The sequence below is a fragment of the Clostridium sp. UBA1652 genome (assembly GCF_002320975.1).
GTDB classification, from domain to species: Bacteria; Bacillota; Clostridia; order Clostridiales; family Clostridiaceae; genus Clostridium_T; species Clostridium_T intestinale.
This window is the reverse complement of sequence record NZ_DCLI01000031.1, coordinates 12132-30707: the sequence shown is the minus strand read 5'-3', so window position 1 is coordinate 30707 and position 18576 is coordinate 12132. Positions and strand designations below refer to the sequence as shown.

Annotated in this window: 14 protein-coding genes; 1 reads left to right on the top strand and 13 read right to left on the bottom strand. The window is 30.2% G+C overall.

All coding sequences use genetic code 11. From position 1 onward, the window contains the following. Positions 1–194: 194 nt before the first annotated feature. The 3 genes from B3N22_RS04740 to B3N22_RS04730 form a co-directional block, all read right to left on the bottom strand. Positions 195–1028: an SDR family oxidoreductase gene (locus B3N22_RS04740; protein WP_286905206.1), complete on the bottom strand. Its 834-nt coding sequence runs from the start codon at positions 1026–1028 to the stop codon at positions 195–197. A gap of 152 nt (positions 1029–1180) precedes the next feature. Further along, on the bottom strand, positions 1181–2062 hold the full coding sequence (locus B3N22_RS04735; protein ID WP_286905205.1) for an ROK family protein: 882 nt from the start codon (positions 2060–2062) through the stop codon (positions 1181–1183). A gap of 131 nt (positions 2063–2193) precedes the next feature. Then, positions 2194–4107 carry an oxidoreductase gene (locus tag B3N22_RS04730; RefSeq protein ID WP_238902801.1) on the bottom strand — a complete coding sequence of 638 codons (1914 nt, stop codon included), beginning with the start codon at positions 4105–4107 and terminating at the stop codon, positions 2194–2196. Between the two features lie 182 nt (positions 4108–4289). Between B3N22_RS04730 and B3N22_RS04725 the strand changes: the two genes are divergently transcribed. Further along, positions 4290–5498, top strand: coding sequence for a helix-turn-helix domain-containing protein (locus B3N22_RS04725; protein WP_238902802.1), 1209 nt, complete (start codon positions 4290–4292; stop codon positions 5496–5498). 56 nt (positions 5499–5554) lie between these two features. On the opposite strand, the gene B3N22_RS04720 is transcribed toward B3N22_RS04725, so the two are convergent. The 10 genes from B3N22_RS04720 to B3N22_RS04675 all read right to left on the bottom strand — a co-directional run bounded on the left by B3N22_RS04720 (position 5555) and on the right by B3N22_RS04675 (position 18310). Further along, complete coding sequence (locus B3N22_RS04720) at positions 5555–6400, bottom strand: DMT family transporter (RefSeq protein ID WP_238902803.1); 846 nt, start codon at positions 6398–6400, stop codon at positions 5555–5557. 77 nt (positions 6401–6477) lie between these two features. Continuing rightward, on the bottom strand, positions 6478–7950 hold the full coding sequence (locus tag B3N22_RS04715) for a glycoside hydrolase family 1 protein (protein ID WP_238902804.1): 1473 nt from the start codon (positions 7948–7950) through the stop codon (positions 6478–6480). 60 nt (positions 7951–8010) lie between these two features. Beyond that, positions 8011–9861, bottom strand: coding sequence for a beta-glucoside-specific PTS transporter subunit IIABC (locus B3N22_RS04710; protein ID WP_238902805.1), 1851 nt, complete (start codon positions 9859–9861; stop codon positions 8011–8013). A gap of 151 nt (positions 9862–10012) precedes the next feature. Then, the gene (locus tag B3N22_RS04705) at positions 10013–10828 is read right to left on the bottom strand and encodes a MurR/RpiR family transcriptional regulator (protein WP_238902806.1); all 816 of its coding nucleotides are present in this window, start codon (positions 10826–10828) and stop codon (positions 10013–10015) included. A gap of 184 nt (positions 10829–11012) precedes the next feature. Continuing rightward, positions 11013–12467, bottom strand: a complete 1455-nt coding sequence (locus B3N22_RS04700; RefSeq protein ID WP_238902807.1) for a 6-phospho-beta-glucosidase — start codon at positions 12465–12467, stop codon at positions 11013–11015. A 7-nt stretch (positions 12468–12474) separates the two neighbouring features. Next, positions 12475–13815, bottom strand: a complete 1341-nt coding sequence (locus B3N22_RS04695) for a PTS sugar transporter subunit IIC (RefSeq protein WP_238902808.1) — start codon at positions 13813–13815, stop codon at positions 12475–12477. Between the two features lie 2 nt (positions 13816–13817). Beyond that, on the bottom strand, positions 13818–14123 hold the full coding sequence (locus B3N22_RS04690) for a PTS sugar transporter subunit IIB (protein ID WP_286905204.1): 306 nt from the start codon (positions 14121–14123) through the stop codon (positions 13818–13820). 4 nt (positions 14124–14127) lie between these two features. Then, entirely contained in the window at positions 14128–14445 is a 318-nt protein-coding gene (locus tag B3N22_RS04685) for a PTS lactose/cellobiose transporter subunit IIA (protein ID WP_238902810.1), read from the bottom strand. A 12-nt stretch (positions 14446–14457) separates the two neighbouring features. Next, a complete protein-coding gene (locus B3N22_RS04680) occupies positions 14458–17103 on the bottom strand; it encodes a PRD domain-containing protein (protein WP_238902811.1) in 2646 nt (881 codons plus the stop codon). Positions 17104–17500: 397 nt separating this feature from the next. Then, positions 17501–18310 (bottom strand): MerR family transcriptional regulator, encoded by an 810-nt coding sequence (locus tag B3N22_RS04675; RefSeq protein WP_238902812.1) that lies wholly within the window; start codon positions 18308–18310, stop codon positions 17501–17503. Between the last annotated feature and the right edge of the window lie 266 nt (positions 18311–18576).

Below are 18576 nucleotides of genomic sequence, written 5' to 3'. Positions count from 1 at the left end.
TAATACGAGGAAATTATACACTTTATTGCTGTAGAAGCGTTTCTTAGCTTCATGAAAGTCATTATATTACGTAGACTCACCTAAAGAATAAAAAATAGGAATTGAGCGCCTGCCAACTTTTCCTCACATGCGTTTGGAAAGGCAGATGCGTAAAAAAATCGACGGCTCATAGTCGCCTTGGCGATTTTTTTATATTATAAATTTTTAGGTTTTAAAGGTCCATAAAAGTAGGCTGCCGTTGCACCACCATCAATCAAAAAATCTGCGCCAGTAATAAAAGCTCCTTTGGGACTCATTAAAATTTCTGCAACATTAGCCACTTCGTCCACAGTACCTGGACGTCCTGACGGGCACTTTTCAAACATATTTTTATAGAAATCACCTCTTGGTCCGTTAAACTCGTCAATAGCAAGTGGTGTAACAATTATTCCTGGTGAAATTGAATTGATTCTAGCTCCTTTTTCTCCCCATTTCACCGCTTCGGCCATTACTCTCTTCACATTACAACGCTTTGCCATCTGATATGCGTGAAGAGTATCTTTTATATTTATTTCTTTTAAAACCTCAAGATTTAAAAGTTCTTCTGTTGGTGTTATAGCAAGCTGCTCATCTATTTCTGCACTAAGAGCTGGCATTCTGTATCCAGATTGACTAGATATAGTAACACCAACACCGCCTGCTTTCATTTCCTTTCCAACCTCTTCTAATAAAACTGAAGTCCCATATAAATCCACTTTCAAAATAGTTTCTATACTCGCCTGACTTGGTGAGACACCAGCTGCATTTACGAGCATTGAAATATTCCCATATCTTTTCGCTACTTTAATTACGTTCAATATGGATTTTCTTGATGCAATATCCATTTCTACTGCCTCTGTATCAAATCCAGCTTGCTCCATAATTAACGCTATATTCTCAGCATTTTTCATATACTTATCTGCAACAATAACCTTCTTTTCATATCCAACTCTTCTTGCAATAGCCATACCAATCTGACCTGCTCCTGTTAATATCAAAACATCCTTCATAAATTTATACCTCCTGATTTATTATTTTGCTATAAACTATTCTGCTACTTCTATCAAATTATTACACTCTACAACTTTGGTAAAGTAATATATCTGCATTTATATGTTAATCATATTCCTTTGATTTAACTCCAAGTCAAGCATTTTTTAGTCTAATATTCTTGTAAGTAATTATAGTAAGCTCCATAAATATTTGCATCATTACCTAACTCACTTTGCTCTACTATAATCTCAGGAGTATACATTCCTGGAATTGTATTTAGCTCTGTTGCCATTTCTTGAATTTTTTCTGTTAGAATCTTTTGAGCACTAATTCCCCCACCAATAACTATCTTTTTAGGATCTAAAATAACTTGAATGTTTACAACTTGTACAGCAATACTTTTACAAAAACTATTAAAAGCATCCAATGCAATCTCATCCTCTTCTTCAATTAATTTAAATAAATTAATTCCATCAAAGTTACCTTCAATTCCTTTAGCAGCCTTTACTCTTTTAACAAATCCTACACTGCTACCTTTTGCACCCCATGCATTTCTAAAATCTTCTGGATTTTCGCCACTAGTTCTTACAAAAGAAAATTCTCCTGCGGATAAATGTTCTCCTTTTAATAATTTTCCATTGGCAATTATTCCTCCACCAATTCCTGTTCCAATAACTATTACTACACCATCTTCATAGCCTTGAAGTTTTCCCTTATATAACTCTCCTAGTGCAGCACTCTTACCGTCATTTTCAATCGCTACCCTTACATTATATCTTTCTTGTAAGTAAGACTTCATATTAAAATCCTTAATAAAGCTCAATGAACCTCCATGTTTCATAAGTCCTGTTTTAGAATTAACTATGCCAGGTATACTTATTGCTATTCCTGCTGGCTTTACCTCATTAACAATCTTATCTATTGTAGCTGTAAACTCATCTAAAGATTTTGTATAAGTAGGCGCCTTATCTCTATATATTATTTCATCATTTTCCATAACAACAATCTTTATAGCTGACCCACCAATGTCCATAACTAATATTTTGTTCATAAATTCTCCCCCTTGTATAAAAAAATACGTCCACAGATATAATAAAATTATACCCGTGAACGTAAAATTCAACAAAGATTTTATGCTATTCTATTAACTTGACTGAACCATAACATCAAATAATATTCATATTATAAATTTAACGCCACATTAGCAGCAGCATCAACAGCCTCAGCAATACTCTTTACTTTTCCATTAACTGCATCTCCAATTAAATATAATTCCTTAACTTGATCTTTTAGCTCTTCTTCTAGTGGGTTATAAGACTTAGTTCCCATTGCAAGTACTACCATGTCATAACCAGATAGTGTTAACTCTTCATTATTTTTAGTACATATTGCACCATCAGTAGTAAACTTCTCAACTTTTGCTCCAGTTATTATTTCTATATTATTTTCTTTTATTGCCTTAAGTAAGAAGAACTTAACGCTATGTCCAATTTCTTTACCTACTTCATCCATCATTTCTACTACTGTTGATTGTCTTAATTGTGAAGCTAAGAATTCAGCAGTTTCTAATCCTACTAAGCCTCCACCAATCACAAGCACACGATTGCCAGCCTGTACTTTTCCCCCTAGTATATCTAATGCTTGAACAACAGGAATGCCATCATTTTTAATATTAGGTTGTATTGGCTTTGCACCTGTAGCTAAAACAACTGCATCTGGATTAAGTTCCTTGATATTTTCTTTAGTTGCCTCAAAGTTCAACTTAATATCCACTCCATATTTTTTACACATAGTTATATAATATTTTACTGCACGAGATAGTTCTCCCTTCTTAGGAGGAACACATCCATAGACAATTTGACCACCGAGTTTATCAGTCTTTTCTAATAAAGTAACTTTATGTCCACAAGCTGCTGATAACCATGCTGTTTCTAATCCTCCAACACCGCCACCAACTATAACAACATTTTTAGGTGAATCTGATTTTTTAATCTTCATAGTTGTTTCATGTCCTGAAAGTGGATTAAATGCACATGATATCCCTTCAAAACTACTATTTCCTTGGCATCGAGTATTACATCCTACACAAGGAGAAATCTCATCAATAATTCCTTCTTTCACTTTATTAGGGAATTCAGCATCTGCTATACTTGTTCTTCCTAATGCCACAAAATCACAAAGTCCATCTTCAATAGCAGCATCCATAAGGATAGGATCATTAAGTCTACCAACTGAAATAATAGGAATATTAACTGCCTTTTTTATTACTTCTGCGGCAGAAATATTAAATCCTAAATCCGCTGGATATGGAGCAACCATAAACTGTGGAGTTGCATATACTCCTGTTGAAACATTAAATGCATCAACACCAGCTTCTTCTAATAACTTAGCTAAGATAGCAGTTTCATTTAATCTTCTTCCACTATCAACAAGCTCATCTCCACTCAATCTCATACAAATTGGGAAATCATCCCCACACTTTTTCTTTATATTTTTAACAATATCAACACCAAACTTAGCACGACCTGTTATATCTCCACCAAATTCATCTGTACGTCTATTTACATAAGCAGACATAAATTGAGTTGGTAAATACCCATGCCCAGCATGAATTTCAATACCATCAAAGCCAGCTTTCTTTGCTCTTAACGCAGCATCTCCGAATTTTTCTATAAGTTCATAAACCTCTTCAGTAGTTAATTCCCTTGGAAGTTCACGATTAACAGGACATGGTATTGGGGAAGCAGAAACCGGTTGTCCATTTATAACATAGCTATTGGTTTCGCGACCTGCATGATGTATCTGCATAAATATCTTAGTTCCGTAATTATGAACACCTTCTGGCAATTTAGATAACATTGGTATTATATCATCATTATCAAGAACAACCTCCCCAGGAACAGCTTTTCCAAGAGAATCAACTGCAAAAAATTCAGTTATAATTAATCCAAATCCTCCTTTAGCACGTTCTGAGTACCATGCAACAGTAACATCATCTACAGTTCCATTTTCATTAACTCCCATTCCTGGCATAACAAAACGATTTTGTAACTCTAACTTACCGATTTTGTGAGGGCTTAACACACTTTTAAACATTTAAACTCTTCTCCTTTATTTGTTTTTTCTAAAGTTAGTAATATAATATATTTGTTACACATTATTTATTAGATAAATATTTAACAAATACTTATTTACATTTTAAAATACATAAGCATCTTTGTATTGCATTATAGTTGTCCTAATTGTAGATTTGTTGCAATTAATGGAGGGAGTTAAAAATGGTTGATATTATAAAGCTTTGTGAGTATTTATATAATTCTATGCATTTTCCAATTTATATTTACAACGATACCAGAGACTTAATTGCTCATTTTCCTAAGCAAAAAAATGATACATTGCCTGCATCAGAATATCTATCAAGATTGTGGAATATATATCAAGTTGTTTCTTATATAGAAATTTCCGCTTTCTCCTATTATGGGTGTGTTAAAGTAAAAAATAGTGGAATTAGTATTATTATAGGCCCCATAAATCCTCTACCCTATACTAAAGATACTTTATTTATTATGCATAAAGATTTTCTTATTGAAGATTCAAAAAAAGAATCCTTTAATAATTTTCTTTACAATATCCCTACAAGGGATTTAGATGATTTTATTAATGATCTTTTGCTTATCAATTACATGACAAATAACACACAAATTTCACCTACTGATATAATACATATTTCAAATCCATTATTAAACAATGATATTAACTCTAAATATTATGAAAAAGTATTTTCATCAATAGACGAAAATCTTGTAAATACTAACTACGAAATTGAGAAGGAATTATACGATTATATAGAAGCTGGTAATATAAAAAAGTTAGACATGTTTTATAAAAATATATCCTATGCTAATTATGATACTGGAACAACATCTAGCAATTATTTAAGGCATAAAAAGAACAATTTTATAACTGGTATATCTCTAATTACACGAGCTGCAATAAGAGGAGGTTTCCCCCCTAATAGTGCTTATAGATTATCTGATATTTATCTACAGCAAATTGAACCATTAAGTGATGCAAGCGCTGTTGATTCGCTTTTAATTCAAGCAACTTATGATTATGCTAATCGTGTAGCAAAATTTAAGATACCTATTGTGGCAAATAAATTATTCTATGAGGTCTCAAAGTATGTTAATGAAAACGTCTATAAGGACATTAATGTTTCTGATGTAGCTAAGTATCTTCATTTCAATAGATCTTATCTTTCCCATAGATTTAAAAGTGAGTTTGGAATGACCTTAGGTAAGTATATTCAAAGCTGCAAACTTGAAGAAAGTGAAAACTTATTAAAATATTCAAATAAAAGTATAAGTGAAATTAGTAGTTTGTTATGTTTTTCAAGTCAAAGTCATTTTCAAAATGCTTTCAAAAAGAAACTAGGAGTAACACCTCAAACATATAGAAATTCAGAACATAGAACAAATAAAAAATAAGCAGTGGATAATATATAATATCCATTGCTTATTTTTTATCTATGAATCCAAGCGTTCTAATCCTTACCACTATTAACAATCCAAATTCCTAAAAGTACAAATAAAACTCCTATTAACGTAGATATTTTTAAACTCTCATGTAAAAATAAATAACTAGATATAATTCCAACTATAGGTACTAATAATAAAGATATAGATGCTTTACTTGCTTTAACTTTAGTTAAAATATCACACCATAGTACAAAAGCTAATGCAGATGCTATAATTCCTGAAAATAATATGTATCCTATTGACATTACACTCCACTGTGATTGTCCATTTTCAAAGCAAAAAGAATATAAAAATAATGCAGCTGCTCCTATTGCCATTTGCCAAGCAGTGAATTGAATCTTATCACAATCTTGTAGTTTCTTTTTAATTATGATATTAGATATTGCCCAAGCAATTGCAGATGTTAATGCAAGAACTAGTGCCCATACACTCCCATCCAATTGAGTGATGTTTAGTGCAAAAAATAATCCTATAATACCTACAATAATTCCTATCAACTTTCTAATAGTTAGCTGTTCTTCTGGAATAAAAAAGTGTGCTAGTATACAAAAAAATAATGGCATACTATATGTAAGAACTGATACAATCCCAGCACTAATATGATTTAAAGATATCTGTATCGCTAAATTAAAATATGTTGTCTGTAGTATCCCACATAAAATAAACCACTTTAAATTCTTTTTAGTTGGTAAAGGAATCTTTTTTAAATATACAACAAAAAAAAGCACAGCTGCACCAACAAAAAATCTAAATCCCGCAAATAAAACTGGCGGAAATGCACCATTTGCTGATTTCATAACTACAAAATTAAAGCCCCAAATTAAACATAAAATCAATATCATTCCGTTCATATATAAAAATCCCCCTATTTATAAATTATATATAATTAAGTCATGATCATTAAAATTAATGACCATGACTATTAAAACTACTCTAAGTCAGCCCCATTAGTGCTAATAACTTTCTTGTACCAATCAAAGCTTTTCTTTTTACTTCTTTTATAGGTTCCATTTCCTAAATCATCTGCATCTACATAAATGAAGCCATAACGCTTACTCATTTGAGATGTTGATGCACTTACAATATCAATACACGCCCATGAGGTATATCCCATACATTCTACCCCCTCATCAATAGCAAGTCCAATTTGCTCAAAATGATTTCTAAAGTATTCAATACGGTAATCATCATTGATAGAACCATCATCTTCAACCTTATCATAAGAACCAATTCCATTTTCAACAATCCATAATGGCTTACGATAACGATCATATAAATCAATTAATGAAATACGTAATCCCTTTGGATCTACTTGCCATCCCCACTCACTTATAGGAAGATATGGATTTTTAACTCCTGTAACTAGGTTTCCACCTACTTTTTCACGTTGATCTGCATTTATACTTTGTACCATTGACATGTAATAACTGAATGAAATAAAATCTGATGTATATTGTTTTAAGATTTCTTTATCTCCTTCAAGCATTTTTACTTCTATATTATTTTTCTTTAAATAATGTAGTAAATGTCTTGGATACTCTCCTAAAACCTGTACATCTGTATAAACAAAATTATTTCTGTTATCTCTCTGAGCTAATATAACATCATCTGGATTACATGTTTCTGCATAAGTTAATGTCTTTGTAACCATACATCCAACTTGTGAATTCGGTATTATTTCATGACAATATTTAGTAGCTAAAGCTGCTGCCACAAACTGATGATGAAGTGCTTGATGAATCGCTTGTTCTGCCTCTTTCTTGCTAGAATATTTGTCTTCCACAACACCTACTGTTGTAAATGCATGACGGAATACACTATCTATTTCATTAAATGTTAGCCAGTATTTAACTAAATCTTTATAACGATTAAAACATACTTTAGCATACTTCACAAACATATCAACTAACTCACGAGATACCCACCCATCATAATTATTTACTAAGTATAACGGCATTTCATAATGAGATAAAGTGACTAATGGCTCAATATCATTTGCTCTTAATTCCTTAAAAAGATCTTCATAAAACTGTAGTCCTTTTTCATTTGGTTCTTCTTCAGTACCATTAGGGAATATTCTAGCCCATCCTATAGATACACGTAGAGTTTTAAATCCCATTTCTTTAAATAATGCTATATCTTCTTTATATTTATTATAGAAATCAATACCTCTACGTTTAGGATAATAAAGATCATCCTCAGCTTTCATAGCGTTTTCTATATCCTCTGATCCTATATGCCATTGTTTAACATAGTCCTTAATATCAATATCAGGCTTATACATAGCAACATCAGCTACTGACATCCCTTTTCCATCAACATTCCAAGCTCCTTCTGCTTGATTTGCAGCAATTGCGCCTCCCCATAAAAATCCTTCTGGAAATAATGTCTTTTTAGTCATAAAAAATTCCTCCATATCTTAATTAATTTAAACTATAAATTTAACTATATTTTTTTACTTCTAACCTCTTGTTACACTCATAACTCTATCGCTGCTACTTACATGTCTATATTCATCTATATTTATTGAACTAAACTCTGCACTATTAGTTACCACCATCATAGTTGTTGTATCATATCCTTTTTTGATTATGGCATCTAGCTCGAACTTAATTAATTGTTGACCTTTTTTTACTGTATCACCTTGATTAACAAGCATTTCAAAATATTGTCCATTTAATTCAACCGTATTTATACCAACGTGTATTAGTATTTCTACACCATTACTTGATTTAATACCTACAGCATGTCCAGTAGGAAAAGCTACTTCTATAGTTCCATCTATTGGTGAGGTTATAATTCCACTTTGAGGTATAAATGCAATCCCTTCCCACATTGCTTTTCCTGAAAATACTGGGTCTTTAGAATCTTCTATATTAATCATTTCACCTTCAACACATGATGCTATTTCTAAATTGTTTTTATCTGTATCCCCAGACTTTGCTTCTGCTTTACCTTCGTCAATTCCTAGAATATAAGTAATTGCTGCTGAGATTACAAATGCCATAGTTATACCCATTAAATAGAACTTAAAAGTATCTCCGAAAAAAGCTGGTAATGTAGTTAATGCAGGGAATACATATACAATTGCTTTAGTTTTTAACATTCCCATAAATCCACCAGCTATTCCACCGGCAACTACCATTGAAATTAATGGTTTTCTAAATCTTACCCCTAAACCATATACAATAGGTTCTGTAACTCCACCTAATAATGCTGGAACCATAGATGATGCTGCAAGAGCTCTTGTTTCTTTATTTTGGGAACGAAGAAGTACACCTAAAGCAACACCTGCACTTGCAAAAGTAGCTGCTGCAATCATTGGTCTAATAACATCATATCCAAGATTTGCAATGTTATTTACCATTATAGGAACAACTCCCCAGTGAATACCAGTCATAACTAAGAATGTCCATCCTGCTCCTATAACTAAGCCTGCTAGCAATCCACTCTTATCACTTAAAGTATTGATTACGAATCCCATTCCGTTTCCTAGTGTAACGCCTATTGGTCCAATTACTATTACTGCAAGTGGTACCATTATTAATATAGCAACTAAAGCTAAAGCAAAAATCTCAATACTCTTAGGAATAAATTTCTTTAAAATTCTCTCTACATATGAATATACCCAAATAGTTAATATTGCAGGTATAACTGATCCTGAATACCCCATTAGTACGACTGGAATACCAGAAAAACTTGTCATATCACCGTTTGCTTTCATAAGTCCAGTGAAGTTAGGTTCCATTAGTGAACCAACTATAGCAAGTGAAATAAATGGATTTACTTTAAAAGTCTTTGCTGAACTGTATGCTAAAAAGAATGGTAAAAAGTAAAATACGCTGTTACCCCCAGCACTTAAAATCTTATAAGTCCCACCTGTATTATCCATAAATCCATAAGTTGTTAAAACAACAAGAAGAGCTTTAATCATACCTGCTCCAGCAAGAGCTAATATTATTGGATTAAAAATGGCTGACATTGTATTAAACATACGAGTTAATACATTCCCTGAAGGTTTTTCCTCTACATCATTTGAACTAGATTCATTTTTGATTTGAGGATATAATCTCAATACTGTGTTAAAAGCATCTTCAACATCAGTTCCAATAACAACTTGGAATTGACCATTTCCTTCAACTACTGTCATTACCCCTGGTATCTTTTTAATTGCTTCCTTATCTGCTTTCGATGCATCCTTTAACTTAAATCTTAATCTTGTTACACAATGAAATAAGCTATTAATGTTATCAACACCACCAACTTTAGTAACTACTTCTTTAGCAAGCTTTTCATAATTTTTCTTTGCCATATTTTTATCCTCCTAGAATAAATAATAACTTTAAATACCGTTTACATCGATGTAATATGATTATAGCACTACGAAATTATCCAACTTACTTTTTCGATTTCTAGAAAATCCAACACAAAAATAAAAAAGTGTGGTATACTAAAAAGTTTACCTACACTTTTTTCTTGTTATTTATTCTCTTTGCATATCTAAAAACAATATAGTCAGTAATTAATTGAAATAGTATTGAATGGGTCTGTATCTTAGATGCATGCTTAAATGTTATGCATAAATCAACATAAGGATGCCCCTCCATCTCTTTATTAGCTGTAATAGCAACAATTTTTGCCTTAGTTTTTCTAAACACATTTTTATCTATGTCCCCAGTTGTTATTAACTGATGCTTTTTTATATAATTTCCTGAGTTAGTAAAGATGATTATTAAAGTATCTTTATCAGCATTTTTAATAAACTCAGTTTGCTGCACATCACTTATGTGTGTAGTGATGTATTTTTCATTATACGCAAGCTTCATCTGAAAATCCATAGCGGCTGATTCCGAATATAAAAGCCCAAAAGCTGCCACTTTATCATATTTTATTAAATCCCCAACTAACTCATCTATCTTAGACATATCAATACTAGACTTTGCTAACCTTAAATCATCTATAATTAAGTCTATATACTCCTCTTCAGTATGCTCATCCAAATAACTTAAAATATTATCCTTATAATTTAAATCATTAGTATCTTTATTACTTTTATAAGAAGATGCTAATTTCATCTCCAGAAAGTCATCAAACCCTATATATCTAGCAAACTTAGAAATCGTAGATGTTGAAACAAAACATAGGTCTGCAACTTCCGATATTGTCATATTTCTTAATGAACTAAAATTAGACAATAGAACACTTGCCACATGATAATATGTTGAATTCTCTTTTCCGTTATTCAAAATTATTAATAATCTATTTAGTAACTCACCCATACTAATATTTTCCCTCCTAGTATAAAAAACGTATCTATTTTTTTACCTATTATATATTATCATTCTTTACTTTAAAAGAAATATTAATTTATCATAATAAAAAATCCAGTAGAATTTCTATTTAGTATCTACTGGATTTTAATATTTAATATAATTTTTAATAATTTGCTACTATAGTTAGTTTTTACAGTTTTTCTCCATTAGATGCAATTACATCCTTATACCAGTAAAAACTGTCTTTTTTGTAGCGTTTCATTGTTCCTTTTCCTTCATCATCTAAATCTACATAAATAAATCCATATCGTTTTTTCATCTGTCCTGTAGATGCTGAAACTAAATCTATACATCCCCATGGAGTATAACCTAAAACTTCAACACCATCTAGTGCTATAGCATCTTTTATTGATTTAATATGTTCCCTTAAATAATGGATATGATACTCATCATGAACTTCTCCATCTTCTAGAGCATCTATACCACCTACTCCATTTTCTGCAATAAACAATGGTTTTTGATAACGATCATAAAATTGATTCAAAGTTGTTCTTAAACCCAATGCATCGATTTGCCATTTCCAAGCGCTTTCCTTCTCCTTTAAATATGGATTTCTTAATGTAGGAAATAGATTACCTTCTACTTCTGCTTTCTCTTTCACTATTTTAGGATTCGTACAAATTAAATGCGAAGAGTAGTATGAGAAGGAAATGAAATCAACAGTATTATTTAATAAAATTTCCTTATCATCCTCTTTAAAGGGAACATTGAATCCATTTTTTTCCAGTTCCTTTAACTTATAATTTGGATAATATCCTCTAGATAACACATCACTAAAAAAATACTTATTTCTATCAGTTGACATTGCCTGCCAAACATCCTCTGGTGAACAAGTATATGGATAAGTTACTCCTGCAGCAAGCATACATCCAACTTTGTTTTTAGGATTTATTTCATGAGCTATCTTAGTTACCCAAGCACTAGCAACTAATTCATTATGAATAGCATTATAAATCTGTGAAATTTTATTTTTATCTTTTTTTAAAATAACACCCGCCGAATTATATGGCAATGCTTCAATGGCATTGATTTCATTAAAAGTTAACCAATATGTTACTAAGTTCTTATATCTAGTAAATAAAGTAGTCGCATATTTCTTGAAAAACTCAATTGTTTTTCTATTCTCCCAGCCATCATATTTTTTTATTAATCCTACTGGGATATCATAGTGGGTAATAGTCACCAAGGGCACTATACCATGTTTATGACATTCTCTAAACATGTTTTCATAAAAAAGTAAACCTTCTTCATTTGGTGTTTCTTCATCACCTTCTGGAAATATTCTACTCCACGAAATAGACATTCTAAAAGTTTTAAAGCCCATCTCCCCTAGTAGAGCTATATCTTCTTTATAATGATGATAAAAATCTATACCTTTCCATGAAGGATAATATAAATTCTTTTTAGGCTCTAAACTATCAAGATTACCCATCATTATAGAAAATCTTTCTTTGCCTTGAGGTATTAAATCAATATGCCCTAATCCTCTACCCCCTTCATTATATGCGCCTTCAACTTGATTTGCTGAAATTGCTCCTCCCCACAAAAAGTTATCAGGAAATTTGTAGTTTTTTATGTTATCCATCCTTTAATCACACTCCAATATTCTGTTCTTCAAGCTTACTTTTCTGTTCTTTTTCTAATAATTGATTATCATAAATTTTGAAGAATGGGTACCAAATCAACATTAATAAAGGAATCATTATAATTTCAAACAATACTATTCTAAAGTCAAGACACTTTATAAAACTATTAACGAAAATTGGGAAGGTACCGCTTACCATAATATAGAAAGGTGTGATTAATCCTAAAGTGCAGCCGATCCAATATAAAACACCTACAATTAATCCTCCAAAAACAAATGGAATCATTAAAATCGGATTAAAAACAACTGGTGCTCCAAATAATACAGGTTCGGAAATTCTAAATATTCCTGGAACAATAGTAGCTTTACCAAATGCTTTTAGTTGTTCAGATTTAGCTCTAAAACATAGAATAATAAATCCTAATGTATTTCCTGTTCCACCTAGCAAAGTAATTGCTTGTGTTATAAATATTGGGAAAAATATAGGTGCTTGACCAGCTGCAAATAATGATGCATTCTCAGCAAAAGCAGCCATTGTAATAGGAGTTGTAATTGGCATTACTACCATCATTCCATGAACCCCACAGCACCATAATATAAGAATAAATGCACTTACTAATAAAGCTCCTGGAACTGAATTAACTGCTGATACAGGTGCTGCAAGTAATTTTTCAATTGCCGAAGGTAAAGATAGTGCAGGATTAATTGTGCTAATTAATAAATTACTACCAAAGAAAACAATAATGTTTATTAATAATGGAATAATTGTAGCAAATGTCTCTACTAAAGATGGTGGAACTGAATCTGGCAGTTTAATAGTAACCTTGTGTTTTATACAAAAATGAGTTATTTCAACAGATATCATAGCAACTAATATAGATGTAAACATTCCTTGTGCACCAAGATATGTTGTACTAAGAGCTGATATTTTAGCCCCGCCTTCTAAAGTGTAGTAAGTTGAAGGTGCTACTACCATTAAAAATAAGCTCATAGAAACTATCCCTGCATTTAAACCAGACATTTTATAACTCTTTGCTAAATTGTAAGCAATAGCAAATGTGGTTACAAGAGATATTAACCCCATTGTCATGTTAAATGGAATCAGTATTGTTGTTTTATATGTTTGTGCGAAATTATACCATCCAGAAAATAATGACCAAAATCCACCTTTATTGATTAAATCAGCAGTTACTGGCGGATTAGCAATTACCATAAATACCGCTGAAACTAAAATCACTGATAAACTTGCCATTATACCATTTTGCATTGAAGAAAAATGTCTTTCACTTGCTAAAAAATTAGCAACTGGCGTTAGCTTTTTCTGAACAAATCTCATTAACTTTTCCATTTTTATTCTCCTTTCTGAATAAGTAATTTGACACTCTTAATAATATTATCAACGTTTCCAATTGCATAATCCATAGGATTGATTTGACCAACTGGCATATTACCTACCATTTGCATAATTTCATTTGTTTTATAAGACATTTGTGGTCCAACAAGAATACAGTCATAATCTTTATAGTAATTGTCATACTCGCCAACACCATAAGCTTTAACTTCTAAATCTTCTCCATTTTTCTCAGCCCATTTTTTCATTTTATTCATCAATATACCGGTAGATATTCCTGCGGCACATACTAACATTATTTTCATATCACTACCTCCTACTTTCTTCATGTAAAATAATAATTTCTTTGATTAATTCTTGTGCTAAAATACTAGTCATTAGGTGATCTTGTGAATGAATAAGTAAAACATTTATATCTGCCTTCTCTCCATCCGCTTCACTAACTAATAATTCTGTTTGAACTTTATGTGCTTCTAATGCTGAGTCTTTTGAAGATTTCATTAATATTTCTGCTTCATCATAATTGCCTTTTTTAGCTTCATCTAAAGCTCTAAATGCTAAACTTCTAGCCTCTCCAGAGTTTGCAATAATATTCATTGCTATCATTTCTGTATCAAATTTTGCCATTTTTATTCCTCCTTAAAGTTTCTTAATTATTGCAAGTACATGTGCAATCTCATCATCACTTATTAACACTTTAAAGCGCTTCTCAATCTTCTTAAAAATTTTAAGAAGCTCCTTAAACTCCATCTCATACTTCATAACATAACGATGAGTATGAATATTTTCAGCTATCCTTTCATTTGCTAGAAGACGGTTAATTAAGCAAGCAATATGCACGAACAATCCTAATTCTTGGTCAATACTTAATTTTTCTATTCTCTTAATATCTTCTATCACTTCAGGAACTATTTTTTTTATTTTATTTACTGATATATGTTCTAACTGTTCACCTAAATATTCATAAATTGGTTGATAGTCTATTTCAGAACTATTTCCTATTGAAAAATCTAATATTTTATCTATCTTTGAAGTATCAACATTAAGAACATCACTTATAGATATAAATGGAATTCCAAATAATTTTGGATCATAAGTACCTACAAACGCATGTATATTCTTAAGCTCTTTAATCTTTTTAACTTCATTTAATAGAACTTTCTTATTACTAATTGCTAGTGGAATTACATCAAAATCTAGTTTTGAATATTTTTCAATGTATTCCTTCAATTGAAGGGCTCCACCCTCACCAGTATTGCATAGAGTGATGATTACTTCCTCACATTGTTTTTTACTAAACATTTCATTAACTTCTTTCATCAAACCGTGGTATATATTATCAATATCACCATCTACCATACATTTTCTTGAAGCATCTAGTCCTAATAAGGTTATTGGCATACAAATCATTCTAATCTCTATGTTAGTCTCTTGTATTATAGTTTCTAATAGAGTTTTTATAGACCCCATATCGTATATAACAATTATGCCTTTTCCATTATCAATCTTTTGGATATATGACTTTAATTCTTCATAAACTTCCAAAGGATTTCTGTCTAAAGAAAGATCATATCCATATGTGTTTTTAGCATCAACTAAAGTATTAACAACATTACATATAGAAGTAGCAGTTCCATTTCCATGAAGTATATATAAAACATTAGGTTTTTTACTTATCTCATCTTCACCAACATCTATAATGAACATAGTAAATAATACAACCTCATCTATTGGTATTTTCATATCAAGTTTCTCTTCTAGCTCACTTGCAAATTTTAAACAACTGCTATATTCTTCATGATAGTTTTCAATAATCTCCATAATCTGTTCATTTTTTAAACGCTGACCAGATTTATTTCTATTTTGTAGAGAATTAATATGAAGACATAATCCATATAAAATAGATGTTGGATAGTTTACAGAAAACTTCTTTTTACAATTGTCTAAAAAACTTGAAACAAGATTTATAATTTTAGGAGAAACTAACTTCGATAATTGCTCTGTATTTACTACCTTACTTGATAAACTTCTATTATATTTTTCAAACTCATTTTTCAGATGAGAACTTATGATAAGATTTATATCTTCTTTTTCAATCCCTCTATCTTTTAATTCATTAAATTGATTGTTGATAAAGTCATACATAGAGTTTTTTTCTGTCTTATCACTACTTTTTTCTATTTCTGTAGAATCCTTTTTTAATATATAAGAGTAGTCACTTGGAATAATTTCTTCTATTTCAAAACGATATTTCTTATAGCTTAAAAAACCTTTTCTAACATAGTTTTCAAAGTCACTTAAATATAAACTTATTATCTTATCACTACTTCCGTAATTCCTAACAAAAGCATTAGCACAACCTATTTTAATATCTTTTCTTAACTGTTTTATATTTCCTGTGCACTCGTATAACAATAGGCAAGTAATTAGTTCGGAGTTTATTTTTAAATTTTTGTCACACTCAATGGATTCTATTGTGAAAAAATGATTAATTAAGTTAAATCTTTCTTCTAGTGGTCTCATGCTCAAAGAGGGCAACTCAATTTTCATCGGTATCTTAGAAGCAATACCTTCCAAAATGTGAGGATTTACTTCACTATTACATGCCAAAATTAACAATGTATTTTTTTGTTTCATAATAACTGAATTGTCATCATAGATAAATTCTCCGTTTTCAAGGAAATGATTAAGACGATTTCTAATTCTACCTTCCATCATATCTACATTATCAATAAATAAAACTCCGTACGCCGCTTTATCAAAATAGTTGATAAATTTATCATCTGATTTTCCGTAAAGTTCATGTTCTAGTTGCTGCATGTCTTCAATATAGTGTCTGCAGTTCACTTTAATGAAGGGTGCATCTTTGTCTAATACTTCCTTTTCCTTGGCAAACTGATACATAAGTTCTGCTAAATAACTTTTACCTGTACCAGCCTCTCCTATGATTAATGTATTCAAGCTATTGTTTGGATAAAGTATGGATGCCTTAGCAAGTTGAACTACATTTTTCAAACTTCCATCAAAACCAATTAAATTTTTGAAAATAGATTTTTCAGTATTAAAAGAGTCTGGTGAAGTAATGTAATAAAGTACTGGTCTTCTTCCTTTTTTTGTGACCTTTTCTTCATTAACTAATTGATTTAATATAGCACTTACATTGGAACGATTCATTCCTATCTTGTTAGCTATATAGGATGTCTCTAACCCGCTATCTTCACCTTCTTTTAATGACAAATAATGTTCTTTCATCAAATCGTAAATTACTTCTTTAGAAGTTTTCATCTTTTTCCCCCTTGATTTAAGGTACATGCTTTATCGTTTACAACTATAATATTAAACATTTCAAGGTTTTAGTCAAACCAGCTATTTTCTCATTTTCCACTTGTTTTTAATACACAAGTTTTATAAAAATGAACTTTTGAAAACAATAAAGCTGTGTATACCCATTTTTATGTTGTTTTTATTGTTTGTGTATATCAAATTATGATTTTTATCACTATATGTATGTACTTTTTTATACACATCTAGTATTTTTTATATTTTTATATAAAATATTATTAAATATCATAATACATTAATTTACCTCAATTTATCAAATTGTATTTATTTACAACAAAAAAGACATAGTATAAGATTATATAAACTAAGTCTTTATATATATTACTATTCTTTTATATTACTATTCTAATATAGGTACCCATACCTTAAAGTATCTAGTTTTACTATTTATATGAGTAATTTTTGCTATTTGAGTTATAAAAATATCACCATTTATTTTTATATTTTTATTTTCTATGTATTCTAAAATATCATTAAACTCTTCATAGTTAAATGTTAAATCTTCATTAATAGTAATAATAGTAGTTATTGTTTTTTCCTTCTTAATATGCATCATATTATCTACTGAAATATTTAAAAATTTAACCCAATCATAAGTAAATGATGTTCCTCCTATATAATTCTTTTTCTTTAAAATAAAATCTTTCATATTGATTAAAATAGAAAAATCAGCAAATGCAAAATCATTCAATAGCATACTTGCAAAATTAGCATACTTGTTTTTATTTTCATCGAAATCATTAATATTATCAAAAGCAAGTGATAAATATATATCATCCATTTCTTCAATTTTAAATTGATTTTTAATATTATTAATTGAATGAAGCATTTCTAAATTAGCTTTATTCTTTATAGCCAGTTTTTTATAATAAATGGACTGTTTCTCATAATATTTTTGCTTTTCTTCAATGATGGACGTATATGATGATAATTTATCAACATTCTTTATTTTCTTAATTTCTTTAATAGAAAAATCTAGAGAACGGTATTTTCTACATTCAGCAATTGTTTCTACATCCAAGTCATTATAATAACGATAGTGATTTTTCATATCTATTTCAGGATGTATTAACCCCATTTTTTCATAATGTCTTAATGTTTCCCTGTTAGTATTTAAAAACTCGCATAGACTTTTTGCTGTGTATTTCATATTAATCCTTCCTTGCTTAACTCTAAATTCAAAGTTATATTATTTTTTATCTTCATCATGATTAGTTCTATGTAAAAATCTATAACAACCTCTATAAGAAAACTAGGAAATTATATATATCAATATATTTTTAAACCGCCTATATTCTAAAATTAATTTCAAATATCACATTAATTACTAATAACTACTTTCTCATAAATCATTATATCATTGTTCCTTATTCAATTTAATTAAAAATTATTCTTGACTTCGTTGTTACAACGAAG

Coding starts and splice junctions, on each gene's coding strand:
- B3N22_RS04685 (WP_238902810.1), bottom strand. CDS start 14,445: ATGGCAAAATTTGATACAGAAATGATAGCAATGAATATTATTGCAAAC.
- B3N22_RS04690 (WP_286905204.1), bottom strand. CDS start 14,123: ATGAAAATAATGTTAGTATGTGCCGCAGGAATATCTACCGGTATATTG.
- B3N22_RS04735 (WP_286905205.1), bottom strand. CDS start 2,062: ATGAACAAAATATTAGTTATGGACATTGGTGGGTCAGCTATAAAGATT.
- B3N22_RS04695 (WP_238902808.1), bottom strand. CDS start 13,815: ATGGAAAAGTTAATGAGATTTGTTCAGAAAAAGCTAACGCCAGTTGCT.
- B3N22_RS04740 (WP_286905206.1), bottom strand. CDS start 1,028: ATGAAGGATGTTTTGATATTAACAGGAGCAGGTCAGATTGGTATGGCT.
- B3N22_RS04700 (WP_238902807.1), bottom strand. CDS start 12,467: ATGGATAACATAAAAAACTACAAATTTCCTGATAACTTTTTGTGGGGA.
- B3N22_RS04680 (WP_238902811.1), bottom strand. CDS start 17,103: ATGAAAACTTCTAAAGAAGTAATTTACGATTTGATGAAAGAACATTAT.
- B3N22_RS04730 (WP_238902801.1), bottom strand. CDS start 4,107: ATGTTTAAAAGTGTGTTAAGCCCTCACAAAATCGGTAAGTTAGAGTTA.
- B3N22_RS04705 (WP_238902806.1), bottom strand. CDS start 10,828: ATGGGTGAGTTACTAAATAGATTATTAATAATTTTGAATAACGGAAAA.
- B3N22_RS04725 (WP_238902802.1), top strand. CDS start 4,290: ATGGTTGATATTATAAAGCTTTGTGAGTATTTATATAATTCTATGCAT.
- B3N22_RS04675 (WP_238902812.1), bottom strand. CDS start 18,310: ATGAAATACACAGCAAAAAGTCTATGCGAGTTTTTAAATACTAACAGG.
- B3N22_RS04720 (WP_238902803.1), bottom strand. CDS start 6,400: ATGAACGGAATGATATTGATTTTATGTTTAATTTGGGGCTTTAATTTT.
- B3N22_RS04710 (WP_238902805.1), bottom strand. CDS start 9,861: ATGGCAAAGAAAAATTATGAAAAGCTTGCTAAAGAAGTAGTTACTAAA.
- B3N22_RS04715 (WP_238902804.1), bottom strand. CDS start 7,950: ATGACTAAAAAGACATTATTTCCAGAAGGATTTTTATGGGGAGGCGCA.